23 protein-coding genes are annotated in these 23,605 nt (G+C 70.4%); 4 read left to right on the forward strand and 19 right to left on the reverse strand.

Annotated features, from left to right (window positions below):
• Position 1 precedes the first annotated feature (1 nt).
• A complete protein-coding gene (locus ACX80L_RS15140) occupies positions 2–253 on the forward strand; it encodes a MoaD/ThiS family protein (protein WP_133082296.1) in 252 nt (83 codons plus the stop codon).
• Here the strand turns inward: ACX80L_RS15140 and ACX80L_RS15145 are convergent.
• From ACX80L_RS15145 to truB, 8 genes are all read right to left on the reverse strand, one after another.
• The gene (locus ACX80L_RS15145; protein ID WP_459290627.1) at positions 250–1,620 is read right to left on the reverse strand and encodes a M16 family metallopeptidase; all 1,371 of its coding nucleotides are present in this window, start codon (positions 1,618–1,620) and stop codon (positions 250–252) included. The genes ACX80L_RS15140 and ACX80L_RS15145 overlap by 4 nt on opposite strands.
• Positions 1,621–1,719: 99 nt before the next feature.
• The gene (locus ACX80L_RS15150; RefSeq protein WP_459290629.1) at positions 1,720–3,975 is read right to left on the reverse strand and encodes a polyribonucleotide nucleotidyltransferase; all 2,256 of its coding nucleotides are present in this window, start codon (positions 3,973–3,975) and stop codon (positions 1,720–1,722) included.
• Positions 3,976–4,288: 313 nt separating this feature from the next.
• Positions 4,289–4,558 carry a 30S ribosomal protein S15 gene (rpsO, locus tag ACX80L_RS15155; protein ID WP_087072138.1) on the reverse strand — a complete coding sequence of 90 codons (270 nt, stop codon included), beginning with the start codon at positions 4,556–4,558 and terminating at the stop codon, positions 4,289–4,291.
• 103 nt (positions 4,559–4,661) lie between these two features.
• Entirely contained in the window at positions 4,662–5,657 is a 996-nt protein-coding gene (locus ACX80L_RS15160) for a bifunctional riboflavin kinase/FAD synthetase (protein ID WP_133082206.1), read from the reverse strand.
• Positions 5,658–5,818: 161 nt separating this feature from the next.
• Entirely contained in the window at positions 5,819–6,487 is a 669-nt protein-coding gene (locus tag ACX80L_RS15165; protein ID WP_133082205.1) for a DUF4345 family protein, read from the reverse strand.
• Positions 6,488–6,585: 98 nt separating this feature from the next.
• A complete protein-coding gene (locus ACX80L_RS15170) occupies positions 6,586–7,035 on the reverse strand; it encodes a hypothetical protein (RefSeq protein WP_459268992.1) in 450 nt (149 codons plus the stop codon).
• 20 nt (positions 7,036–7,055) lie between these two features.
• Positions 7,056–7,424, reverse strand: coding sequence for a hypothetical protein (locus ACX80L_RS15175; RefSeq protein ID WP_133082204.1), 369 nt, complete (start codon positions 7,422–7,424; stop codon positions 7,056–7,058).
• 2 nt (positions 7,425–7,426) lie between these two features.
• Positions 7,427–8,329 carry a tRNA pseudouridine(55) synthase TruB gene (truB, locus tag ACX80L_RS15180; RefSeq protein ID WP_459290631.1) on the reverse strand — a complete coding sequence of 301 codons (903 nt, stop codon included), beginning with the start codon at positions 8,327–8,329 and terminating at the stop codon, positions 7,427–7,429.
• 78 nt (positions 8,330–8,407) lie between these two features.
• Here truB and ACX80L_RS15185 point away from each other — a divergent pair, with 78 nt between their 5' ends.
• Positions 8,408–9,586, forward strand: coding sequence for a pyridoxal phosphate-dependent aminotransferase (locus ACX80L_RS15185; RefSeq protein WP_459290633.1), 1,179 nt, complete (start codon positions 8,408–8,410; stop codon positions 9,584–9,586).
• Between the two features lie 126 nt (positions 9,587–9,712).
• Here the strand turns inward: ACX80L_RS15185 and rbfA are convergent, their stop codons facing one another.
• The 5 genes from rbfA to ACX80L_RS15210 form a co-directional block, all read right to left on the reverse strand.
• Positions 9,713–10,153 (reverse strand): 30S ribosome-binding factor RbfA, encoded by a 441-nt coding sequence (rbfA, locus tag ACX80L_RS15190; RefSeq protein WP_133082202.1) that lies wholly within the window; start codon positions 10,151–10,153, stop codon positions 9,713–9,715.
• 117 nt (positions 10,154–10,270) lie between these two features.
• Positions 10,271–13,219, reverse strand: a complete 2,949-nt coding sequence (gene infB / locus ACX80L_RS15195; protein WP_133082201.1) for a translation initiation factor IF-2 — start codon at positions 13,217–13,219, stop codon at positions 10,271–10,273.
• A gap of 124 nt (positions 13,220–13,343) precedes the next feature.
• Positions 13,344–13,763 carry a DUF448 domain-containing protein gene (locus ACX80L_RS15200; protein ID WP_133082200.1) on the reverse strand — a complete coding sequence of 140 codons (420 nt, stop codon included), beginning with the start codon at positions 13,761–13,763 and terminating at the stop codon, positions 13,344–13,346.
• 36 nt (positions 13,764–13,799) lie between these two features.
• Positions 13,800–14,789, reverse strand: a complete 990-nt coding sequence (gene nusA, locus ACX80L_RS15205) for a transcription termination factor NusA (RefSeq protein WP_133082199.1) — start codon at positions 14,787–14,789, stop codon at positions 13,800–13,802.
• A 10-nt stretch (positions 14,790–14,799) separates the two neighbouring features.
• Entirely contained in the window at positions 14,800–15,474 is a 675-nt protein-coding gene (locus tag ACX80L_RS15210; RefSeq protein ID WP_459290636.1) for a ribosome maturation factor RimP, read from the reverse strand.
• Between the two features lie 42 nt (positions 15,475–15,516).
• On the opposite strand from ACX80L_RS15210, the gene ACX80L_RS15215 reads away from it, so the two are divergent.
• Positions 15,517–16,830 carry a DUF4439 domain-containing protein gene (locus ACX80L_RS15215; protein ID WP_459290638.1) on the forward strand — a complete coding sequence of 438 codons (1,314 nt, stop codon included), beginning with the start codon at positions 15,517–15,519 and terminating at the stop codon, positions 16,828–16,830.
• Positions 16,823–17,935 carry an aminoglycoside phosphotransferase family protein gene (locus tag ACX80L_RS15220; RefSeq protein ID WP_459268942.1) on the forward strand — a complete coding sequence of 371 codons (1,113 nt, stop codon included), beginning with the start codon at positions 16,823–16,825 and terminating at the stop codon, positions 17,933–17,935. The genes ACX80L_RS15215 and ACX80L_RS15220 overlap by 8 nt, the downstream gene beginning before the upstream one ends.
• Positions 17,936–17,966: 31 nt before the next feature.
• Here ACX80L_RS15220 and ACX80L_RS15225 read toward each other — a convergent pair whose 3' ends face one another.
• The 6 genes from ACX80L_RS15225 to ACX80L_RS15250 all read right to left on the reverse strand — a co-directional run bounded on the left by ACX80L_RS15225 (position 17,967) and on the right by ACX80L_RS15250 (position 23,581).
• Positions 17,967–18,782, reverse strand: coding sequence for a sulfite exporter TauE/SafE family protein (locus ACX80L_RS15225; RefSeq protein ID WP_459290640.1), 816 nt, complete (start codon positions 18,780–18,782; stop codon positions 17,967–17,969).
• A gap of 3 nt (positions 18,783–18,785) precedes the next feature.
• A complete protein-coding gene (locus ACX80L_RS15230) occupies positions 18,786–20,585 on the reverse strand; it encodes a proline--tRNA ligase (RefSeq protein WP_459290642.1) in 1,800 nt (599 codons plus the stop codon).
• A gap of 124 nt (positions 20,586–20,709) precedes the next feature.
• Positions 20,710–21,612: a GNAT family N-acetyltransferase gene (locus ACX80L_RS15235; RefSeq protein WP_459268939.1), complete on the reverse strand. Its 903-nt coding sequence runs from the start codon at positions 21,610–21,612 to the stop codon at positions 20,710–20,712.
• Positions 21,566–22,732: a flavodoxin-dependent (E)-4-hydroxy-3-methylbut-2-enyl-diphosphate synthase gene (gene ispG, locus ACX80L_RS15240; RefSeq protein ID WP_133082193.1), complete on the reverse strand. Its 1,167-nt coding sequence runs from the start codon at positions 22,730–22,732 to the stop codon at positions 21,566–21,568. The genes ACX80L_RS15235 and ispG overlap by 47 nt, the downstream gene beginning before the upstream one ends.
• Before the next feature lie 98 nt (positions 22,733–22,830).
• The gene (locus tag ACX80L_RS15245; protein WP_459290644.1) at positions 22,831–23,121 is read right to left on the reverse strand and encodes a YciI family protein; all 291 of its coding nucleotides are present in this window, start codon (positions 23,119–23,121) and stop codon (positions 22,831–22,833) included.
• 10 nt (positions 23,122–23,131) lie between these two features.
• Positions 23,132–23,581, reverse strand: coding sequence for a hypothetical protein (locus ACX80L_RS15250; protein ID WP_208740784.1), 450 nt, complete (start codon positions 23,579–23,581; stop codon positions 23,132–23,134).
• Positions 23,582–23,605 lie beyond the last annotated feature (24 nt).

Consider the following 23,605-nt stretch of genomic DNA (forward strand, 5'->3'; position numbering starts at 1 on the left):
GGTGCTGGTGAGGTATTTCGGGGCGGCCAGGGCTGCGTCCGGTGTGGATCAGGAGCGCCTACCCGGTGGGCGGAGCCTCGACGACGTGCTGACCGACCTGCGGCAGCGCCCGGCCGTGCCGGGCAAACCGTCGCTGGCGAAGGTGCTCGACCGGAGCAGCTTCCTCCTCAACGAGGTGGCACTGCGGAACCCCTCGGCCGTCCTGCAGGACGACGACGTGCTCGACATCCTGCCGCCGTTCGCCGGCGGCTAGGACGCGAAGTCCGCCTCCGTGTCGAACGGCCCGACGACGACCGTCGTGCGGGGGGCGGAGGCCAGTTCACGGGCCAGCGCCTGCACCTCGTCCGCCGTCACGGAGCGGATGCGGTCGAGGGACGCGTCCATGTCGACGAACTCCCCGGACACCAGTTCCGAGCGGCCCAGCCGGGACATGCGGGAACTGCTGTCCTCGAGGGCCATGACCAGTCCGCCCGAGAGCTGGCCCACGGCCTTGCGCAACTCCTCCGCGTCGATGCCGTCGGCTGCGAGGCGGTCCAGTTCCGACCCGAGGAGGTCGATGACCTGCCCCGTCTTGGCCGGCGAGCACCCCGCGTACATACCGAAGTAGCCGGCGTCGGCGTAGGCGGCCGAGAAGGAGTACGTCGAGTACACGAGGCCGCGCTTCTCGCGGATCTCCTGGAACAGCCTCGAGGACATGCCTCCGCCGAGGACGGCGTTCAGGACACTCATCGCGAACCTGCGCTCGTCCGTGGCCGTGATCGACGGGCATCCGATCAGGATGTTGGACTGCTCCACCGCCCGGCGGATCACGTGCACCCCGGTGGCGCCCTGCACCGGCACCTCCGTCGCAGAGCGGCGTGGGACCGGCAGGGCGCCGTCCTCGAGCTGCCACCCGGCCGTCTCCAGCGCCTCCTGCACCAGGCGGCAGACGGTGTCGTGGTCCAGGCCGCCCGCGGCGGTCACCACGAGTTCGGCGGGCGTGTAGTAGCGACGGTAGTGCGCCAGGACGGACTCCCTGGGCACCGCGCGGATGGCGTCGGGGGTACCGCCGATGGGCCGGCCGAGCGGGTGGTCCCCCAGCACCAGCTCGACGAACTTCTCGTGGGCGACGTCGGCCGGGTCGTCGCTGTCCATGGCGATCTCCTCGAGGATGACGTCCCGCTCCTGCTCGAGCTCGTCCGGATCGAGGACGGCCGAGGTGACCATGTCCGCGATGACGTCGATGGCCATGGGCAGGTCGGAGTCGAGGACCCGCGCGTAGTAGCAGGTGTTCTCCTTCGCGGTCGCTGCGTTGGACTCGCCGCCGACCTCGTCGAAGGCCGACGCGATGTCCATGGCGCTGCGGCGCTCCGTGCCCTTGAACAGCAGATGCTCCAGGAAATGGGTGGAGCCGTGCTGGCCCTCGGCCTCGTCCCGCGAACCGACGCCGACCCAGAACCCGATGGTCGCCGACCGCTGGCCCGGCATCGCCTCGGTGAGCACGCGGACCCCGCCGGGCAGCACACTGCGCCGGACGACGTTACCGCCCGGATCCCCCGCGACGAAGGTGGGGTCGGGGCCGTCCCCGACGGGCAGGGGCGTCGGCAGGAGCGGAAGGGACACTACGGAGGACAGGGGCATCCTGGTCTTTCTGGGGATTCGGGAAAGGCCCCGGCGCCGAACGACACCGACCGGTCGGCGCTTGGGCCGCGGTCCGCTCAGGACGAGCGGGACGACAGGCTACGCGTCGTCGGCCTCGGCGGCGTCGGGCAGCTCGATGCCGGCGTCCTCGGAGGAGTCCTCCGCCACGACGGGCGAGAGCGACAGCTTGCCGCGGTCGTCGATCTTGGTGATCTCGACCTGGACCTTCTGGCCCACGGACACGACCTCGTCGACGTTGTCGACACGCTTGCCGCCCGCGAGCTTGCGCAGCTCGGAGATGTGCAGCAGGCCGTCCTTGCCCGGCGTCAGCGAGACGAAGGCACCGAAGGTCGTGGTCTTGACGATCGTGCCCAGGTAGCGCTCACCGATCTCGGGGACCTGCGGGTTCGCGATGGCGTTGACCGCCGCGCGCGCCGCCTCGGCCGACTCGCCGTTCGTGGCGCCGATCAGCACGGTGCCGTCGTCCTCGATCGAGATGTCGGCTCCGGTGTCCTCCTGGATCTGGTTGATCATCTTGCCCTTGGGGCCGATGACCTCGCCGATCTTGTCCACGGGGATCTTGACCGAGATGATCCGCGGGGCGAACTCGGAGAGCTCGTCCGGGGTGTCGATCGCGGCCTGCAGGACGCCGAGGATGTGCAGGCGGGCCTCGCGGGCCTGCTTCAGCGCTGCAGCGAGCACGGAGGCGGGGATGCCGTCGAGCTTGGTGTCGAGCTGGATCGCCGTGACGAACTCCGACGTGCCGGCGACCTTGAAGTCCATGTCGCCGAAGGCGTCCTCGGCTCCGAGGATGTCGGTCAGCGCGGCGTAGCGGGTCTGACCGTCGACGACGTCGGAGACGAGGCCCATGGCGATGCCCGCGACCGGCGCCCGGAGGGGCACACCGGCGTTGAGCAGCGACAGCGTCGAGGCGCAGACCGAACCCATCGACGTGGAGCCGTTGGAGCTCAGCGCCTCGGAGACCTGGCGGATCGCGTAGGGGAACTCCTCGCGGCTCGGCAGGACGGGCACGAGGGCGCGTTCCGCCAGCGCTCCGTGGCCGATCTCGCGGCGCTTCGGGGAACCGACGCGGCCGGTCTCACCGGTGGAGTAGGGCGGGAAGTTGTAGTTGTGCATGTAGCGCTTGCGCGTGACGGGTGACAGCGAGTCGATCTGCTGCTCCATCTTGAGCATGTTCAGCGTGGTGACACCCATGATCTGGGTCTCGCCGCGCTCGAAGATGGCGGAGCCGTGCACGCGCGGCAGGACCTCGACCTCGGCGGTGAGCTTGCGGATGTCGCTCAGGCCACGGCCGTCGATGCGGACCTGGTCCTTGAGGATGCGCTGCCGGACGACGGCCTTGTTGAGCGAGCGGAAGGCTGCGGAGAGCTCCTTCTCGCGTCCCTCGAAGGAGCCGCCGAGGGCGTCCATGAGCTCTGCCTTGAGGGCGTCGGTCGCCGTGTTGCGCTCCTGCTTGTCGGCGATCTGGAAGACCTGCGCGAGCTTCTCGGCTCCGGCGGACTCGACGGCCGCGTACACGTCGTCCTGGTAGTCGAGGAAGACCGGGAACTCGACGGTGGGCTTCGTGACATTTGCCGCGAGGTCGGCCTGCGCCTCGCACAGGGCGCGGATGAAGGGCTTCGCGGCCTCGAGGCCGTCGGCGACGATCTCCTCGGTGGGGGCCGTGGCGCCGTTCTCCTTGATGAGGTTCCAGGAGTTGTCGGTGGCCTCGGCCTCGACCATCATGATCGCGACGTCGTCACCGGCGATACGGCCGGCGACCACCATGTCGAAGACCGAGTTCTCGAGCTCGGAGTGCTTCGGGAAGGCGATCCACTGGTCGGTGCCGCTGCCGTCGGACACGAGGGCGACACGCACGCCGCCGATCGGACCCGAGAAAGGCAGGCCGGAGAGCTGCGTCGACATGGACGCGGCGTTGATGGCGACGACGTCGTAGCGGACGTCGGGGTTGATCGCGAGGACGGTCACGACGACCTGGACCTCGTTGCGCAGGCCCTTGACGAACGCTGGGCGGAGCGGGCGGTCCATCAGGCGGCAGGCCAGGATGGCCTCCGTGGAGGGACGGCCCTCGCGGCGGAAGAACGAGCCCGGGATGCGGCCCGCGGCGTACATGCGCTCCTCGACGTCGACCGTCAGGGGGAAGAAGTCGAAGCCCTCGCGGGGCTGCTTGCCGGCCGTGGTGGCCGAGAGCAGGGCGGTGTCCTCGTCGATGTAGACCATGGCGGAGCCGGCGGCCTGCTGGGCGAGGCGTCCGGTCTCGAACCGGACGGTGCGTGTTCCGAAGCGACCGTTGTCGATCACTGCTTCGGCGAACTGGATTTCGGGACCCTCCAAGAGAGTCACCTCCGTTTCTCAGGTATCGGAGGCAATCGGCACCCGTCGTGGTCCCGTCCCTCGTGGACGGTCCACAGCACCCGGTCTTCGATCGAGATCCACGGAAGCCGCATCGTCGGATACGTTCCGGAGACCACTACCGAGGACCGCGAATGCGTGGTGCCGGTTGGCTCCTGTTGTGCGTGGGTATGTCTATGGTGTCAGGTACTGCTGGTTCTGCTCTTCGGTGTCGCGGAAGCGCGCTGCGCCGCCGGGCCCGTACGAGGAAGGCGGCTCCCTCTCCCGGGGAGAGGATGCCGCCTTCCGGTGCTACTTATCGACGCAGACCCAGGCGCTCGATGAGCGACCGGTAACGCGTGATGTCGGTGTCCCGCAGGTAGTCCAGCAGGCGACGGCGGCGACCCACGAGAAGAAGCAGGCCACGACGCGTGTGGTGGTCGTGCTTGTGCATCTTCAGGTGCTCGGTCAGGTCGAGGATACGACGGGAAAGCATCGCGATCTGCACCTCGGGTGAACCGGTGTCACCTTCGGCCAGGGCGTATTCCTTGATGATTTCCTGCTTGATGGCGGCGTCAAGGGCCACGTGTAACTCCTAGAGTTGTACCGTGTACAGGTGCTGAGCATCGCTTGCACGACGACACAGAAAAATCCAGCCACCACGGACTGCAGCCGGATCTGTATCGAGTTTAGCGTCTGGCCTGTTGTTCTGTCGAAAGCAGCCCGCGCGCGCGGTCGACGTCGAGCTTCATCTGCTCGATGAGCGCCTCCGGCCCCGTGTAGGCGACCTGCCCCCGCAGCCGCTCCACGAACTCGACGACGATCGACTGCCCGTAGAGGTCGAAGTCCTGGACGCGCTCGGGCGGTCGGTTGATGACGTGTGCCTCGACCTGCCGGTCGACGCCGTCGAAGGTGGGGTTGGACCCGACGGAGATCGCCGCCGGCCACCGCGTGCCCGCCTCGTCGACGAGCCAGCCCGCGTAGATGCCGTCGGCCGGGATGAAGCCCTGGGAGGAGGCGGCGAGGTTCGCCGTCGGATAGCCGAGTTCCCGTCCGCGCGCCGCTCCGTGCACCACCTCGCCGCGCATGCGGTGGTTGCGGCCGAGCACGCGGGTAGCGGTGCCGACGTCCCCGGCCTCGAGCGCTTCGCGCACCCAGGTGGACGAGCACCGCCGGTCGCCGTCGGCGTCCGTCGCGTCCAGCGGGAGGCTCGCGCCGAAGTCGTCGATGACGAGGACTTCGAAGCCCAGCTTCCGGCCGAGCTCGCGCATGGTGCCGAGATCCCCGCTGTTGCCCCTGCCGAAGCGCACGTCGTGGCCGATCACCACGGCCTTGGCCTTCAGTGCCCGGACGAACACGCGTTCGACGAACTCCTCCGGTGAGTTCGCGGCGAGGTCGAGGGTGTAGTGCATCATGAGCAGCGCGTCGATGCCGGTCTCGGCGAGGGTCTCGACCCGGTCGGCGAGACCCATGATCAGCTCGGGTGCCGCATCGGGCCGGTGCACCTGTGCGGGGTGCGGATCGAAGGAGACGACGACGGCGGATGCGTTGCGCTCCCGCGCCGCCTCGACGACCTGCTGCAGGACGCGCTGGTGGCCCCGGTGCACGCCGTCGAAGTTCCCGAGCGTCAGGACGGCGGGCCCGAAATCCGGTGGCACGCTGTCCAGGTCTCTCCAGTAGAACACGCATCTCCTTCGTGGTTCGGCCGATTCCCGCCACCCGGGTCCGGGTCGGTCGCCGCTCCCATTATGGCCGAAAGGACCGGGGCGTACGGCATCGGCCTGCAGGTGGCGGGCGGCTTCCGGCGCTCGTGGGAAGCGGCCCGGCACGCCCTGGGCCGGCCGGGTCAGCCGCGCTGGGCGAACTCCTTCCGGAGGTCGCTCGTCTTGGCGATGTACTTGTGCCAGACGAGCAGGGCCGGCGGGAAGGCCAGCTCGACGACCATCAGGATGATCAGGACGTAGTTCGGGGTGCCGGAGAACGCCCAGGACAGGACCCGTCCGATCCCGCCGACGAAGACCATGAGGCATACCAGCCAGAGCATGTTGGCCCACTGGAACTTGATGGCGATGGTGATGAATGCGGCACCGACACCGACCATCATGGCCGAGAAGAACCGGAACTGGTTCTCGAGCGTCGGGTTGACCGGGTCGGCTTCGGTGTCCGGCAGCCCGGCCGTCCCGAGGATCAGGTAGTAGGCGCCGAATCCGGCGATGACGAGGCCCACCAGGACCACGACGGTCCGGAAGACGTTCCAGTCCCCGCCCGAGGTGCCGGGGGTGCCGGACTTCCTGCCCTTGGCCTTGGGGGCGCTGGAGGGCGTGGACGTCGGGGCTCCCGTGCCGGCGGTGTCATTCCCGGGGGCCGCCGCCCTGGTCCGCGGCGCCGGAGCCGCCGCAGCCGGGGACCGTCCGCCGGTCGGGGCAGTACCGTCGAGGCGGCGCGCGTCGGGAACCGATGGCCGACCGGCCCCGGCTGACGAGGAGTTGTCGTGCTCGGGCTTGTTGCTGGTCATGACGCTCCCTGGGGGCAGGCTGGATCGGTGCTGTAGCGCCATACTCTCACGATGGGACCGCGCCGCGGGCCCGGAGGGGCAGGAGCGCCCCGGCGGAGTCAGTCGGCCGTGCGACCCGCCCCGTTCCGGCGCAGCCACAGCAGCCCGAGGATCGGGAGGATCAGCGGGACGAAGCCGTAGCCACGGCCGAACGCCGACCACACGGTCTCGCTCGGGAAGGCCTCGGCATCGACGATGCTGAGGAGGCCGACGGCGACCACGCCGACGAGCTCGGTGGTGACGGCGACGACGGAGACGCGGAAGGCCCTCGCGCCGGGGCGTGCGAGGGACACCGTCGCGACGATGTAGACTACGGCCGCGAGGGCCGAGAGGAGATAGGCGAGCGGCGCCTCGCCGAACTTGGTGGCGATCTGGAAGGCGGCGCGGGCCGTCGCCGCCAGCGCGAAGACCCCGTACACGGCGATGAGCAGGCGACCCGGTCCGGTGGCGCGGCTGGTCCTCCTCGCGTCGTCGGCTGCGTCCGTCGCACCGGCACCCTTCGCGGGCAGGTTGTCGTCGTGTCCAGCCGTCACAGGCCCGCCACCCCGTCCCAGATCTGCTCCATGCGGAACAGCATGACGAAGACCGTCAGCCCGGCGGCGGCCAGGACGAGATTGCTCCAGCGCGTCCGGTCGAGGATGGACCACCAGAACGCACCCACGGGCACCACGAGCGCCGTGAGGAGGTAGCCCCAGAACTCCCAGGCCTCCCCCAGGACGGGGTCGCCCGTGACCTGGCGGATCCCGGCGCCCACCGAGTAGGCCAGGAGGAACAGCTCGACGGCCGCCACCGAGAGGATGGTGATGTCGTTCGGCGGCTGGCGCAGCAGGGAGGCTCCGACACAGAGGACCGCGGAGACCGAGCAGACGAGGACACCCACGAGGAAGAAGGGATCCACGGCTACTCCTTCCCGCCGGGAGCGAACACGAGGACGGTCCGCGCGGCGCCACCGCGGTTCTCCAGCAGGGCCACGAGCGTGCCGTCCGGGGCGAAGGCGGCGACGGGCGCGCCCTGCTCCGCGTTCGGCGCGATCTTCCGGCCGTGCGAGACGTCCGCGGCCTCGGCGTCCGAGAGCTCCCGCACCGGGAACAGCGCCCGGCCGGCGTCGTCGAGCGACAGGATGTCCAGATCCTCGGCGAGCTGGTCGAGCGTGCGGGCGGAGGCGATGGAGTAGGGCCCGACCCGGGTCCGGCGGAGCGCCGTGAGGTGGCCGCCGACGCCGAGGGCCCCGCCCAGGTCGCGGGCGAGGGCACGGATGTAGGTACCGGAGCTGCATTCGACCGTGACGTCGACGTCCTGCAGGCGTCCACTGCTGACCCTGCGGATCGCGGAGATGTCGAAGCGGTGGATGGTCACGGGACGTGCGGGGAGGTCGACGTCCTCGCCGGAGCGCACGCGGGCGTAGGACCTCTCGCCCTTGACCTTGATGGCGCTGACGCTGCTCGGGACCTGCTGGATCTCGCCCGTCAGGGCGGCCACGGCGGTCCTGATCTCCGCTTCGGTGACGGCCGCCGCGATGCTTCCGCCCGTGACCTCGCCCTCGGCGTCGTCGGTGACGGTGGACTGCCCCAGCCGGATGGTCGCGGTGTAGGTCTTGGAGGTGCCCACGATGAAGGTCAGCAGGCGCGTGGCGCGATTGACGCCGATCACGAGGACTCCGGTGGCCATCGGGTCGAGCGTCCCGGCGTGGCCCACCTTGCGGGTCCCGGCGAGGCGCCGCAGCCGGCCCACGACGTCGTGACTGGTCCAGCCCTGAGGCTTGTCCACGATGATCAGCCCTGAGTGGACCTGCCCGGAATTCACGCCTCCCAGTATATGGGGCACCGCGCGGCCTCCCGGCGCCGCCGCGCTCCGGCCCTACCCCGCGATACGATCCTGCCTATGCCCTCAGCTCCAGCCCACGTGGTGAATGTCCCGGTCAACCAGATCCGCGAGATCACGCAGGCGGCGTGGGCGACGCCCGATTCGATCGTCCTCAGCATCGGCGAACCGGCCTTCCCCGTGGCCCGCCACGTGCTCGAGGCGGCGATGGCGGCACTGGACCGGGACGACACCGACTACACGCCCAACGCCGGCATCGCTCCGGTGCGGGCCGCGTTCGCCGAGCACTTCTCCCGACGGTCCGGTGTCGAGGACGACCCCTCCCGTGTCTTCGTCGTCGCCGGCGCGCAGCAGGGTCTGCATCTGGCACTCAGCACGCTCATCGGCGCCGGCGACGAGGTCCTCCTCCCCGATCCCGGGTATCCGACGTTCACCATGACCGTCGGCCTGCTGGGCGGGGTCCCCGTGCCCTATCCGCTGGTACCGCACCACGGCTTCCAGCCGCGGATCGAGGACCTGCGGCGGCTCGTGTCGGCGCGCACCAGGGTGCTCATGCTCAACTCGCCGTCGAACCCCCTCGGCTCGGTCTTCGGCTCCGACCTGACACGCGACCTCGTGCGCTTCGCCCACGAGAACGATCTCTGGATCATCTCCGACGAGTGCTACGAGGCGTTCACCTACGACGTGCCGCACATCAGCCCCGCGCGTTTCGACGCGGGCGGGCCCGAGGCCGTGCCGGAGGCGACCGAGGCACGCGTCATCACCTCCCTCACGCTGTCCAAGACCTACGGCCTGACCGGGCTGCGCATCGGCGCCCTCGTCACGCCGCCCGGGATGGAACCGCTCCTGAACAACGTCATGGAAGCCACCGTGTCCTGCGTGTCCGCGCCGTCCCAGTACGCCGGACTCGCGGCCCTCACCGGCCCGCAGGACTACGTGCACACGGCCCTGGAGCACTACCGCGCCAATCGGGACGCGGCGACGGCGGTCCTCGACGCACTCGGCATCGGCTACCTCGACGCCCGCGGCGCCTTCTACCTGTGGGCCGATCTCTCCCACGCGACGGGAGGCGACGTCCGGGCGTGGACCAGGGCGTTCCTCGCGGACCGGGGCGTCGCGCTGGCACCGGGCACCGCGTTCGGGGCCATGGGCGAGGGCTGGGTGCGGATCGCCCTGTGCGGCAGGACGGACGAACTCGTCGAAGGGCTCTCCCGCCTCCCGGCACCGCAGCGGACCTGACACGGCGCGGAGCGCCGCCCCGCCTGGGCGCTGCCGTGCCAGGGCGCTCCGGACCCGACAGGCCCGGAGGACACGAGAGGCAGCCGACCCGGTGGTCGGCTGCCTCTCGCGCTGCGGTGGGACGGACTAGCGCCCCGTCTCCCCGTCGTCCTCGGAGGTGCGGTACGGATCCGCATCCCCCGCGAAGTCGGCGCCCTGGGCTATCGCCGCCACTTCGGCGTCGCGCTCGCGGGCCTTCTGCAGCAGCTCCTCGAGGTGGCTGGCATTGACCGGCACCTCGTCGGGGACGAACTCGAGGGTGGGTGTCAGCCGGGCGGTGATGTTCTTCCCGACCTCTGAGCGCAGGACGCCGCGGGCCGATTCGAGCGCCGTCCGGGTGGCCTGCTGCTCGTCCGCGTCGCCGAGCACGGTGTAGTACAGGGTGGCGTGCTGGAGGTCGTTGGTCACACGGGCGTCCGTGATGGTCACGGCTTCCAGCCGGGGGTCCTTCACGCGGCGCCGGAGCGCCTCGGCGACGATGACTTTGATGCGCTGCGCGAGCCGCGCGGCGCGGGCCGGATCTGCCATTGCTATTACTCCTACGAAAGCGGGTGGTATCGGGGGTGCCGATCGTGCGGGCGGGTCCCGGGTGTGCGACGAGCACAGGCGCCCCGGAGAACCGGGGCGCCTGTGCCGACCGACGTGCTAGACGCGGGGCTTCTCCCGCATCTCGAAGGTCTCGATGGTGTCGCCTTCCTTGACGTCGTTGAACGACCCGAGGCCGATACCGCACTCGAAGTCGGTGCGGACCTCGGTGGCGTCGTCCTTGAAGCGCTTGAGCGAGTCCACGGAGAGGTTGTCCCCGATGATCTTGCCGTCGCGCAGGACGCGTGCCCTCGAATTGCGTCGGATGATGCCCGACCGGACGATCGAACCGGCGATGTTGCCGAACTTCGAGGAACGGAACACCTCGCGGACCTCTGCGGTTCCGAGCTGCACCTCCTCGTACTCCGGCTTGAGCATGCCCTTGAGGGCGAGCTCGATGTCGTCGATCGCGGCGTAGATGACCGAGTAGAAGCGCATGTCCACGCCTTCACGCTCGGCGAGGTCCGCCACGCGCTCGGCCGGCTTGACGTTGAAGCCGATGATGATCGCGTTGTCGACCGTGGCCAGGTTGACGTCGTTCTGCGTGATCGCACCGACGCCGCGGTGGATGACGCGCAGCTGCACGCCCTCTCCGACGTCGATCTTGAGCAGCGAGTCCTCCAGGGCCTCGACGGCACCCGAGACGTCACCCTTGAGGATGAGGTTGAGGGTGTCGACCTTGCCCTCGGCGACGGCCTGGTCGAAGTCCTCGAGGCTGATGCGCTTGCGGCGCTTGGCGAGGGCCGCGTTGCGGTCCGCCGCTTCACGCTTCTCGGCGATCTGGCGTCCGGTGCGCTCGTCGTCGGTGACGAAGAACGTGTCGCCTGCACGGGGCACGTTGGACAGCCCCAGGACCTGCACCGGACGCGACGGTCCGGCCGTCGTGACGACGTCGCCGTTCTCGTCGAACATCGCACGCACACGGCCGTGGGCCGTACCGGCGACGATCGTGTCGCCGACATGCAGCGTTCCGGACTGGACGAGCACCGTGGCGACGGCACCGCGGCCGCGGTCGAGGTTGGCCTCGATCGCGATACCGCGGGCGTCCTTGTTCGGGTTGGCCCGCATGTCCAGCGCGGCGTCCGCGGTGAGCAGGACGGCCTCGAGGAGGTCGTCGATGCCCATGCCCTGGAGCGCCGAGACGTGCACGAACATCGTGTCGCCGCCGTACTCCTCGGGCACCAGGCCGTACTCCGTGAGCTGGCCCTTGACCTTGTCCGGGTTCGCGCCTTCCTTGTCCATCTTGTTGACGGCCACCACGATCGGCACGTTGGCCGCCTGGGCGTGGTTCAGCGCCTCCACGGTCTGCGGCATGACGCCGTCATCCGCTGCGACGACGAGCACCGCGATGTCCGTGACCTTCGCACCACGGGCACGCATGGCGGTGAACGCCTCGTGGCCGGGGGTGTCGATGAAGGTGATGGCACGCGTGGTGTCCTCGTGGACGTGCTGGATCTGGTAGGCGCCGATGTGCTGGGTGATGCCGCCGTGCTCGCCCTCGACGACCTTGGTGTTCCGCACCGCGTCGAGGAGTCGCGTCTTACCGTGGTCGACGTGGCCCATGACCGTGACGACCGGCGGACGTGCCTCGAGCTGCTCGTCACCCTCGGCTTCCAGCTCCGCATCGAAGTCGATGTCGAAGCTGCTGAGGAGCTCGCGCTCCTCGTCCTCGGGCGAGACGACCTGGATCTTGTAACCGAGTTCCGTGCCGAGCACCTCGAAGGTGTCCTCGTCCAGCGACTGGGTCGCCGTGGCCATCTCACCGAGGTGGAACAGCACGGTGACCAGTGCGGCGGGGTTCGCCTCGATCTTGTCGGCGAAGTCCGTGATGGACGAACCGCGGCGCAGTCGGACGATCGTGTTGCCGTCTCCGCGGGGTACGCTCACGCCACCCAGCGAGGGAGCCGACATCTGCTCGAGTTCCTGCCGCTTCGCACGCTTCGACTTGCGCTGCTTGCCGCGACCGGCTCCGCCCTTGCCGAAGGCTCCGGCGGTGCCGCCGCGTCCGCGGCCGCCCTTGCCGAAACCGCCGCCGGCGGGTGCTCCGCTGGGGCTGGCAGGTGCTCCACCGGGTCCGCGGCGCGGACCGGCGCCCGCACCCGGCGCTCCGCGGCCGGGGGCAGCAGGACGTTCGGTGCGGTTCGGCATCATGCCGGGAGTGGGACGTGAGCCCGGGGCTCCGGCGGGACGGGGTGCCCCCGGACGCGGTGCGCCCGGACGGGGTCCACCCGCACCGGCAGCGGGACGGGGTCCGCCCGCACCGGCAGCCGGGCGGGGTCCGCCCGGACCTGCGGCGGGACGCTGCTGTGCATCGTCACGACGACCGGGCCGGGGCATGCCCTGCGACGGTGCGAACGGGTTGTTGCCCGGACGCGGCGGACGCTCCGAGGTGCGGTCGGCACCGCGGTCGGCCTCTCCGCGACGCGAGCCCATGCCCTGCGACGGTGCGAAGGGGTTGTTGCCCGGACGGGGCGCTCCGCCGGGACGGGCGCCCGACGGGCGGGTTCCGGCGGAGGGAGCCGCCGGAGGGGTGGCCGGCCGCGGGGCCGGACGTGCGCCCGGCGTCGCGCCGTCACCCTGGCTGCCCTGCTGGGCGGGTGCGGGGGTGTCCTGTGCTGCCGGGGCGGGGGTCTCCGCGGGAGCCGAACCGTTCGAGAACGGCGACGGCTGCGGTGCGGCCGGAGCGGCCGGAGCGGCAGGGGTCGACGGCACCGACGGTGCCGAGGGGGCTGCGGGCGCGGCCGGGGCGGGAGCCTCGGGAACGGCCTGGGCAGCGCCCGGCTTCGGGCCCGACGGCGCGGGGGCCGCTGGGCGTGACGGGGCGGAGGGGGCAGCGGTCTTGGTGCTGCCCGCATCCGGGAATGCGCCGCGAAGCTTCTTCACGACGGGCGCCTCGATGGTGGATGAGGCTGAACGGACGAATTCGCCCAGTTCCTGCAGTTTCGCAACTGCGTCTTTCGAGGTTATACCGAGCTCTTTCGCGAGCTCGTGTACGCGGACCTTGGCCACATTTCTCCTGTCTCGGTCCGCACCGAGTCAGGCACGAACCGTCTATTTCCTACTGCTGATCCCAGTCGCTAGGGCGTCTGGCAGATCGAATGCAGAGCACAACGGATTGATCATCGTTGTGCACTCATCGCTGGGTACTCATCGGGTTTCCATGAGGGTGCTGACCCGCTTTCAGGGAGGACGGTGGTGGATCGAAGCGTTCGTCTCGACGCTCCAGGTATGCCTGGAAGTCCGCTGCCAGCCTGGCAGTGTCCACCGGCCCGCGGAATGCCCGATGAAAGGCTTTCCGCTTGATGGCCGTTTCCATGCATGCCGTGTCGGGGTGCAGCCAAGCACCCCGCCCGGACAGCCGGCGTCGCTCGTCGAGAACGGCGACATCCTGTCCGCCGATCGGTCGTGCGACGACCCGCATCACGTGTGACTGGCGGTCCCGTCGGCGGCATCCCACGCAGGTGCGTGTCGGATGGGTGTCCTCCGGCTGGTGCCCGGACTCTCCTCGTCGAACAGAGTCTTCCGGGCGCGACTCGACAGCAGTCCCTTCCATTCTACCCCTTCCGGATCTGCCGGCGGACCGGGCCGCCTACGCCTTCGCGGCGGGGGCCGGCTGTGCGGCGTCGGACACGATGTCGATCCGCCAGCCGGTCAGCTTCGCGGCGAGCCGGGCGTTCTGGCCCTCCTTGCCGATCGCGAGGGAGAGCTGGTAGTCCGGCACCACGACGCGGGCGGACCGCGTGGCCTCGTCTGTGATGGTCACGGAGGTGACGCGCGACGGCGAGAGGGAGCTCGCGATGAACGAGGCGGCGTCGTCGTTGTAGTCGACGATGTCGATCTTCTCGTCGTTCAGCTCGTTCATCACCGCCCGCACGCGCGTGCCCATCTCGCCGATGCAGGCACCCTTCGCGTTCACGCCCGGCACGTTGGCCTTCACGGCGATCTTGGTGCGGTGGCCGGCTTCGCGGGCGAGGGCCACGATCTCGACCGTCTTGTCCGCGATCTCGGGGACCTCGAGCTCGAAGAGCTTCCGGACGAGGCCCGGGTGCGAGCGTGACAGGGTGATGGAGGGGCCCTTCATCCCGCGGTGGACGTCGACGACGAAGGCCCGCAGGCGGGTGCCGTGCAGGTACTTCTCCCCCGGCACCTGCTCCGGCGGCGGCAGGACGGCCTCCACCGATCCCAGGTTGACCTGGATCATGTGCGGATTGGTGCCCTGCTGGATCATGCCGGCGACCAGTTCGCCTTCCTTGCCGCGGAACTCACCGAGGATGTTGTCGTCCTCGGCGTCGCGCAGGCGCTGCAGGATGATCTGGCGCGCGGTGCTCGCGGCGATCCGGCCGAAGCCCCCGGGCGTGTCGTCGAACTCGCCGACGGTCTCGCCGTCGTCGTCCTTCTCCGTGGCCCAGATGGTGACGTGTCCGTTGCGGCGGTCCAGCTCGGCGCGCGCCGTCTCGTGCGCGCCCGGCGTGCGGTGGTACGCGATGAGCAGGGCCTGCTCGATGGTGGGGATCAGCTTGTCCAGCGGGATCTCGCGTTCGCGCTCGAGGAGCCTCAGCGCGCTCATATCAATGTCCATGTGGGTCTCCTTACGCGTGGTGCACGGCGCCGGGGATGCCCGGATCGCCCCCATCGCTGTTCTCGTGGTGTTCATCCTCAGGATGCGCGAATTCGACCTGGACGGTCCCCTTGCGGATCTTGGAAAACTCGAGGGCGAGTGGATCGCCCTGCTTCGGCTTCATGCCCTTCTTGACGGGCAGCTGCGGGATCAGCCGTATCCCGGTGGCGGTGACGTCCAGCAGCCGGCCGAGGACGACATCGCCGCTCAGCGGTTTGACCTCGACCATGCGGCCCACGTTGCGGCGCCAGTGCCGTGGTTCCGTGAGGGGCCGGGACACGCCGGGCGAGGAGATCTCGAGGCTGTACGGGCGGTCGTCGTCCTCGGGGTCACTGTCCATGGCGGCGGAGAGGTCGGTCGAGATGGCCGAGATCACATCGAGCCCGACACTCCCGGAGGCGTCCTCGGGCAGGTCCACGACCACGTGGACGGTGCGGTGGGAACCGGCGACCTTGATGTCGACGTCCTCGAGGTAGAGGTCGTGCTGTTCGACGACGGGCTGCAGCCTGGTCCGCAGGCGTAGCGCTTCGGCCTGCAGTGCGGCCTCGAGGGCCGACTTGCGGGTCGAGGCATGGTTTTCGTTCCCGGACCGGACCGCCATGGCTGCCTCCCACTCGATGATGTTGTCCTCCAAGAGTACCGACATTCGGCGACGCCGGGTGTATGGCAGGGAGAAACCGGGACCGCCGTGGCATCATCGGACACTGTGATCAACCGGGCGCAGGCGGGCGGGCAGCAGGAGCGTGGAGCCCGCCTCGCCACTGCCGCCGGCACGGCCATCCGGTGGTCCGCGTGGCTCGTCGGTCTGTTCGTCGTGGTGCTCCTGGCGGTCGGCGCCTGGCTCCTCCTCGGCTCCGCCGAGCCGCCGGCGCGCGTGTACTCGCCGTCCGAACAGGCCCAGCTCGACGCCGAGGGGCGGTACCGCGGTCTCGCAGCGGATGCGCGTGCCGCAGCGGCGGCGGATCCCGCCCTTGCGGAGCAGCTGACGGCGATCGCGTCGGACCTCGAGGAGCAGGCTGCCGCCGTGTCCCTGCCGCGGTCCCCCGCACGTGCTCCGGCCGGTGCGGACGCGCCGACGGATCCACCTCCCCCTGCATCGGCAGCCGCTGCGCCGGCGCCCTCGCCCACTGCGGCTCCCGCAGATCCGGTCCGCCTCCTGGCGATGCTGCGCGACAGCTCGCTGCGCAGCCTGTCGGACGCGGTCGATGCCGAGCCGGGCCCCGCCCGGGTGCTCGCGTCGGCGGGCGCCAACCAGTGGCGCCAGGCGGTGCTCCTCGGCGGGGTGCTCGGCGTCGGGACAGAGCTGCCGGCGGCCGAGGCGCTGACCGCCGAGGACCTCGACCCGGAGCAGGGCGCGTCCGCCGACCCCGCCCGGTCCGGCACGCCGGTGTCCGTACCGGCGACCTCCGAAGGCGCGGCTTCCGGGGATGGGGCTTCCGGCCCGACCACGGCGGGCCCGGCGACGCCGGAGGAGTGCGCAGGCACTCCCCTGGGCCCGGATGCCGACCGCCAGGCACTTCTCGGCGCGACCCGGGCGGAGGAGCAGGCCCGGTACGGCTACGAGGTCGCGGCCGCACTGCTGCCCGATCCTGCTCCTGCACTCGCCCTCTCGGCGACCCACCGGGCGGCCGCCGACACCGCCGCCGAGCGGCTCGCCGCACTGTGTGAACCCGCGGCCCCGGCGCCGGCAGGCCACGCCGTCGGACCGGCCTTCCGCGCCGATCCGGCCGCCGCCCTGCGCGACCTCGAACAGGACCACACCGAGTTCTACGCGGGCCTCGTCGCCACGGTCAGCACCGCCGAACGGGCCTGGGCCGTCACGTCCCTGAACGCCGCGGTACAACGCAGCACCGAGGCGGGCGCCCCCCTCGCACCGCTGCCCGGCCTGCAGGCCGAAGCGGCCGGGACCACCGGCGACCCGACTCCGGACGCGCCGGGGGCACCCGGGGCGCCGTCCGCACCCGGCGGCACTCCCGCTCCGGGAGGGCCGACCGATGGCTAGGCACCCCGACGAGGCGGCAGGAGACCGGCAACCCGGACGGCCTGGCCCCGATGCGACCGGTGTCCCCGGGGGCACGGGAACCGGTGCTTCCGGTCGGCCCGCTTCGGACGTCCTGCCCGACCTGCCGCCGCGACTCGTCCGGAGCGCCCGGACCATCGATGGCGGCGCCCGGTGGATGCGCGGATGGCACGGGCTGCTGGCCGACAGGCTCCACGCCTGGGACCTCGACCTCGACCTGCAGCCCGGACGACCCGCCTGGTCCGGCCAGTGCGCCGTCGTCGTGCCCGTGGTGCAGCGGGGCGGCCACGAGCCGGTGGACGCCGTCCTGAAGCTCACCATCCCCCACGACGAGGCACGCTCGGAGCCGGACGCGCTGGACCTGTGGGACGGCGACGGCGCCGTGCGCCTGCTGGCGGCGTCCCGGCCCGACTACGCGCTGCTCCTTGCACGCCTCGACGGCGACCACTCGCTCCACGACGTCCCGCTCGACGAGACCGCCGAGCCGTGGGGCCGCGTCCTGCGCCGCCTGTCGATACGGGCCGGCGACAGCGCACCGTGGGCCGCGTTCCCGCATCTGGCATCCGATGCCGAGCAGTGGACGGACACCCTGCCCGCCAGCTGGCACGAGCTGGACGAGCCGTTCCCGCGCTGGCTGATGGAGGCCGCGCTCGAGGTGTGCCAGTCGCGGGGCATCGTGGGACGGCGGTCGGAGAACGACGTGCTGGTGCACTCGGATCTGCACTACGCCAACCTCCTGCCGTCCTCGCCGGCGCGGCTGCGGGACGTCACGGCGATCGACCCGAAGCCCGTGATCGGCGATGCCGAGTACGCCGTGGCGCCGATGCTGTGGAACCGGCTCCCGGAACTCGATGCCGCAGACCCCGCGGGGCACCTCCGTGCACACTGCGCCGCGCTGTCCGCGGCCGCCGGACTCGACACCGGACTCGCCGTCGGATGGACCGTGGTCCGGGAGGTCCGCAATGCGCTGTCCTACATCGGCCACGGGCAGACCGGCGACGCGCAGCGATCGCTGTGGGTGGCGAGCTCCGTCCTGGGCCGGACCCTGGACGGGCTGCCGCCGGTCCGCGAGCTGCCGACGCTCTAGGGCGTCCGGTCGGTGACCGCTCCCGTCGGCGTCATGCCCCGGCGAGCAGAGGACGGATGTTCTCCACCCACACGTCGGAGCCGAGCTTGATGATCAGGGCGCCGACGACGACGAGGAACACAATCCGGATGAACCTGCTGCCCTGGCTGATCGCCATGCGGGACCCGGTGTAGCCGCCGGCCATGTTCGCCGCGCCGAGCAGGAGTCCCAACCCCCACAGGATGGACCCGTTGGGCAGGAAGAACATGAGCGCGCCGAAGTTGGTGGCCATGTTCACGATCTTCGCCTTCGCGCTGGCGCCGAGGAAGTTGTAGCCCAGCAGCGTGACCATCGCGATGATCAGGAAGGACCCGGTCCCGGGGCCGATCAGCCCGTCGTAGAAGCCGATGACCAGCCCGATCGCGCCGGCTGTGCCGTAGTGCCGCGCACCCTGGTGCCGCAGCTCGGTCAGTGTCCCGACGGACGGCTTCAGGGCCGTGAACACCGCCACCGCGACGAGTGCCACCACGATGATCGGCTTGAAGACCGACGACGGCAGGGATGCCGCCAGGATCGCCCCGCCGAAGCTGCCGACGAGGGCTATCGCGGCCATCGGGAGCGCCGTCCGCAGGTCGGGATGCGCCCGGCGGTAGTAGGTGATCGCGCTCGTCGTCGTCCCGAAGATCGACCCCAACTTGTTGGTGGCCAGGGCCTCCACGGGCGTGATCCCGGGAACCAGCAGGAGCGCCGGCAGCTGCAGGAGCCCGCCACCGCCGACGACGGCGTCCACCCAGCCCGCGGCGAACCCGGCGACGAGCACCAGCAGGATGGTGGCGAGGTGCAGTTCCTCGAGTCCCGAGCCCGCCACGGCCTAGGCGGCGGTGAGCGCGAGCAGCAGCGCGGCGGCGTCGTCGACGGCCACGTTCTGCGCCTCCCCCGTGCGGCGGTCCTTGACCTCGAGCACGCCGTCGGCGAGGCCACGGCCGACGACGACGATCGTGGGCACGCCGATGAGTTCGGCGTCGCCGAACTTCACGCCCGGCGAGACCTTGGGGCGGTCGTCGTAGATCACGGTGAGGCCGGCGGACTCGAGGTCGGCGGCCAGCTTCTCGGCGGCCTCGAACACCTCGGTGCCCTTGCCCGTGGCGACGATGTGCACGTCGGCGGGAGCCACGTTGCGGGGCCAGATGATCCCGCGATCGTCGTGGTTGGCCTCGGCCAGGGCCGCGATGGCACGCGTGACCCCGACGCCGTAGGAGCCCATGGTGACCGTGGCGAGCTTGCCGTTCCGGTCGAGGACCTTCAGCCCGAGCGCCTCCGCGTACTTGCGTCCGAGCTGGAAGATGTGGCCCATCTCGATGCCGCGCGCCGCGATCAGCGGCCCGGAGCCGTCGGGAGCCTCGTCGCCCTCGCGCACCTCGACGGCCTCGATGACGCGGTCCCAGCTGAAGTCGCGGCCCGCGACGAGCCCGAAGACGTGCCGGCCGTGCTCGTTCGCCCCCGTGATCCACGAGGTGCCGGGAACGACCCGCGGATCCACGAGGTACTTCACGCCGGTGGACGCCTCGGCGCCGATGACGGCGGAGTCCAGGGCGAGCCCGGGGCCGATGTACCCCTTGACGAGGCCCGGGTGCTTCTTCAGGTCCTCCTCGTTGGCAGCCTCGACGGCGACCTCGCCGCCGGTCTCGAGGTGGCCGGCGATGTTCGCCTCGATGCGCTTGAGGTCCACGGTGCGGTCGCCGGGCACGCCGACGACGACGATCTCGCGCTCGCCGGTGGGCAGGACGGCGGCCAGCACGACGTTCTTGAGGGTGTCGGCGGCGGTCCAGGCGCGGTCGTCCCGGGGCACCGCGGCATTGGCATGGTCCACGAGGGTGCCGATGGTGGGGGTATCGGGGGTGTCGCGCACCTCGGCGGCCGGGGCGTCGGTGTAGTCGATCGCCTCGGGGACCACCGTGGTGACGGCCTCGACGTTGGCGGTGTAGCCCCCGGCGGACCGGACGAAGGTGTCCTCGCCGATGGGCGTCGGGTGCAGGAATTCCTCGCTCTTCGAGCCGCCCATGGCCCCGGCCGTCGCCGTCACCGGGACCACCTCGAGTCCGAGGCGCTCGAAGATGCGGAGGTACGCGGCGCGGTGCAGCTGGTAGCTCGCCTCCAGGCCCTCGTCGTCGATGTCGAACGAGTAGGAGTCCTTCATGATGAACTCGCGGCCACGGAGGAGGCCTGCCCTCGGCCGCGCCTCGTCGCGGTACTTGGTCTGGATCTGGAACAGGCTGACGGGGAGGTCCTTGTACGAGGTGTACAGGTCCTTCACGAGCAGCGTGAACATCTCCTCGTGGGTCGGTGCCAGCAGGTAGTCCGCGTCCTTGCGGTCCTTGAGGCGGAAGATGCCGTCCCCGTACTCGGTCCAGCGGTTCGTGGCCTCGTAGGGTTCCTTGGGCAGCAGCGCCGGGAAGTGGACCTCCTGCGCGCCGATCGCCTCCATCTCCTCGCGGACGATCGCCTCGACCCGTGCGAGGACCTTCAGGCCCAGCGGCAGCCAGCTGTAGATCCCGGGGGCGGCACGCCGGATGTAGCCCGCCCGCACCAGGAGGCGGTGGCTCGCGACTTCGGCGTCGGCTGGATCTTCACGCAGGGTGCGCAGGAAAAGGGTCGAGAGTCGTAAGACCACGCGGGTGTCCGTTCGTATTCGGTCGTGCACTGCCAGTCACGTCCCCGCCGTCCGGCGGGAGACAACAGCTACCAATCTAGCGGGTCGGGCGGGCGGGTCGGGATCACCGCCGGCAGGGTCCTCCTCAGAAGAGGATCGTCGCGAAGGTGTCCACCTGCTCGAAGCCCACGCGCTTGTACGCGGCGATGGCCCGGGCGTTGTAGGAGTTCACGTAGAGGCTGACGGTCGGCGCGAGGGAGCGGGCGGCGACGACGACGGCGGCCATGTAGGCGGCGCTGAGCCCCCTGCCGCGGTGGTCCGGGTTCACCCAGACGCCCTGCACCTGGACGGCCTGCGAGGACACCGTACCCAGTTCGGCCTTGAAGACCACCGTGCCGTCGTCGTCGAACGCTGCGAGCGAGTGCTTGCGGCTGATCAGGGACGCCACGCGGCGCCGGTAGTGCTCGGACCCGCCGATGAACGGCGAGTACCCCACCTCCTCCTCGAACATCGCGGCGCAGGCGGGCAGGAGCCGGTCGAGTTCGTCGGGACGCGTGAAGCGGAGATCGGGGGCGGGCGCGATGAGCGGGTCCGTGTCGATGGCCATGAGCGGCTGCGTGGGGCGGATGTCGAAGGGCTCGGCGCTGTAGTCCTCGAGCGTGGACCACAGGTCCATCACGCCCTCGGAGAGCCCGAAGACCGAGGAGAAGGTCCGGCCCGACCGGCCGAGGTGGTCCCCGAAGATCGCGCCGGTCTCGTCCGTCACGCCGATGGGCACGAGGTTGACGCCCGCCCAGCACGCAGCGCGGAGCTCGTCGTGCCGGAACATGCCGATGATCTCGCCGCCGGAGAACGACGGCGCGGCCGTCCCCATGGACTCGAGGTGGGAGGCCACGAAGACGTTGGCCACCGGATCGGCGGCGACGAGGGCCCAGAGATCCCGGGTGTCCGCCTCGCCGAGGACGCGGAACGACCAGGGGCCCTCGGGGTCGGGCTGTGGCCTAGCTAACGGTAACCATGGGGCCACCCGAGCCAGCAGTTTCGCCATCAGCCTCACCCATCTCCTCTGCGAGCCGCATCGCTTCCTCGATGAGTGTCTCAACGATCTGGTCCTCGGGGACAGTCTTGATGACTTCGCCCCTCACGAAGATCTGGCCCTTGCCGTTTCCGGAAGCCACACCCAGGTCGGCCTCGCGGGCCTCGCCGGGTCCGTTGACGACGCAGCCCATGACGGCCACGCGCAGCGGGACCTCCATGCCCTCGAGGCCGGCGGTGACCTCCTCGGCCAGCGTGTAGACGTCCACCTGGGCCCTGCCACAGGACGGGCAGGAGACGATCTCGAGCTTGCGGGGACGCAGGTTGAGCGACTGCAGGATCTGGTTGCCCACCTTGATCTCCTCGACCGGCGGTGCCGAGAGGGAGACGCGGATGGTGTCGCCGATGCCCTTGGACAGGAGCGCCCCGAAGGCCGTGGCCGACTTGATGGTGCCCTGGAAGGAGGGCCCCGCCTCGGTCACGCCGAGGTGCAGGGGCCAGTCGCCGCGCTCGGCGAGCAGTTCGTAGGCACGCACCATGATCACGGGATCGTTGTGCTTGACCGAGATCTTGAAGTCGTGGAAGTCGTGTTCCTCGAACAGGGAGGCTTCCCAGACAGCGGACTCGACGAGCGCCTCGGGTGTGGCCTTGCCGTACTTCTGCATCAGGCGGGGATCCAGTGAGCCGGCGTTGACGCCGATGCGGATCGAGGTCCCGGCGGCCTTCGCCGCGTCGGCGATCTGCTTCACCTGGTCGTCGAACTTCCGGATGTTGCCGGGGTTGACGCGCACTGCTGCGCACCCGGCGTCGATCGCGGCGAAGACGTACTTCGGCTGGAAGTGGATGTCCGCGATGACGGGGATCTGGGACTTCTTCGCGATGATCGGCAGGGCTGCGGCGTCATCGGCCGACGGGCAGGCCACACGGACGATGTCGCACCCGGTCGCCGTGAGCTCCGCGATCTGCTGCAGCGTCGCGTTGATGTCCGTGGTCGGCGTGGTGGTCATGGACTGGATGCTGATCGGCGAATCGGATCCGACGCCCACCGATCCGACCTTGATCTGGCGGGTCTTGCGCCGGGGTGCGAGGACGGGGGGCGGTGCTGCTGGCATTCCTAGGCTGACCGAGGTCAAAACATCCTCCATGCTGGCGGCCGTGACCGCACGTCTTCGAGATTCTTGATTTCATTATCCACCCGGCCCGGCGGTCTCCCGGCGTGTGGCGATGCAGGTCACACGAGGTCGCGGAATGCTCCGATGACCGGGTTCCACCCGGTGGCCTTGACAGCCGAGATGGCACCGACCCGGGCGAAGGGGTCTTTGCTCACGAGCTGGTTGAGGTCCGCCTCGGTCTCGGCGGCGAAGACGAGGAGGGCGCCGCTGCCATCGGCGAACGGTCCGGAGGCCAGGACGCGGCCCTGCTGCACGAGGCTCTCGAGCCACTGCCGGTGCTCCGGACGGTGCTCCGCCCGGAGGTCGTCGTGGTCGGGGTTGTACACGTACTCGACGGCGAAGATACTCATGGGCCTCACCCTACGGGACTTCCAGGAGGTAGACCTTGACGATCGTCGCGACCCCTGCCGCCCAGAGCAGGGAGGACAGCGTGCCGATGATGAACCGCTCCGACGCGGCGGGGGTCTCCTTCAGCTCGGCATAGCGACCGAGCGCCTTGACCGCGACGACGTAGGCGATGGCGACCGGCTGGCCACCGAGGATGGCGACGGTGACCGCGAGCCGCTCGAGGACGCCGATGACGAGTCCGCCGCGGAGGACTCCCGGCGGCAGGGCGTCCACGGGTGCCCTCGGCGGTTCCGCGGGTGGCTCGGGGAGGTCCAGCTGGGGCTGGTCCGCGGGCTCGGGCGGTTCCTCGCGGCGCCGTTCCGCGGTGTCCACGGAACGGGCCAGCCGCAGGACGAGCATGGTCACGGGCAGGCCGAGGCCACCCGCCGCGAGCAGTGCCACCGCGATCCAGAGTGCGTCCACCGGACCTCCTTCTTCCTTGATCCA

This window comes from Arthrobacter sp. MDT1-48-3 (genome assembly GCF_054511015.1).

Excerpts from the sequence above, each read along its gene's own strand:
- ACX80L_RS15145 (WP_459290627.1), bottom strand. The coding sequence starts at position 1,620 with ATGCCCCTGTCCTCCGTAGTGTCCCTTCCGCTCCTGCCGACGCCCCTG.
- ACX80L_RS15165 (WP_133082205.1), bottom strand. The coding sequence starts at position 6,487 with ATGACCAGCAACAAGCCCGAGCACGACAACTCCTCGTCAGCCGGGGCC.
- ACX80L_RS15185 (WP_459290633.1), top strand. The coding sequence starts at position 8,408 with ATGCCCTCAGCTCCAGCCCACGTGGTGAATGTCCCGGTCAACCAGATC.
- rbfA (WP_133082202.1), bottom strand. The coding sequence starts at position 10,153 with ATGGCAGATCCGGCCCGCGCCGCGCGGCTCGCGCAGCGCATCAAAGTC.
- ACX80L_RS15200 (WP_133082200.1), bottom strand. The coding sequence starts at position 13,763 with ATGGAAGGGACTGCTGTCGAGTCGCGCCCGGAAGACTCTGTTCGACGA.
- nusA (WP_133082199.1), bottom strand. The coding sequence starts at position 14,789 with ATGGACATTGATATGAGCGCGCTGAGGCTCCTCGAGCGCGAACGCGAG.
- ACX80L_RS15210 (WP_459290636.1), bottom strand. The coding sequence starts at position 15,474 with ATGTCGGTACTCTTGGAGGACAACATCATCGAGTGGGAGGCAGCCATG.
- ACX80L_RS15220 (WP_459268942.1), top strand. The coding sequence starts at position 16,823 with ATGGCTAGGCACCCCGACGAGGCGGCAGGAGACCGGCAACCCGGACGG.
- ACX80L_RS15235 (WP_459268939.1), bottom strand. The coding sequence starts at position 21,612 with ATGGCGAAACTGCTGGCTCGGGTGGCCCCATGGTTACCGTTAGCTAGG.
- ACX80L_RS15245 (WP_459290644.1), bottom strand. The coding sequence starts at position 23,121 with ATGAGTATCTTCGCCGTCGAGTACGTGTACAACCCCGACCACGACGAC.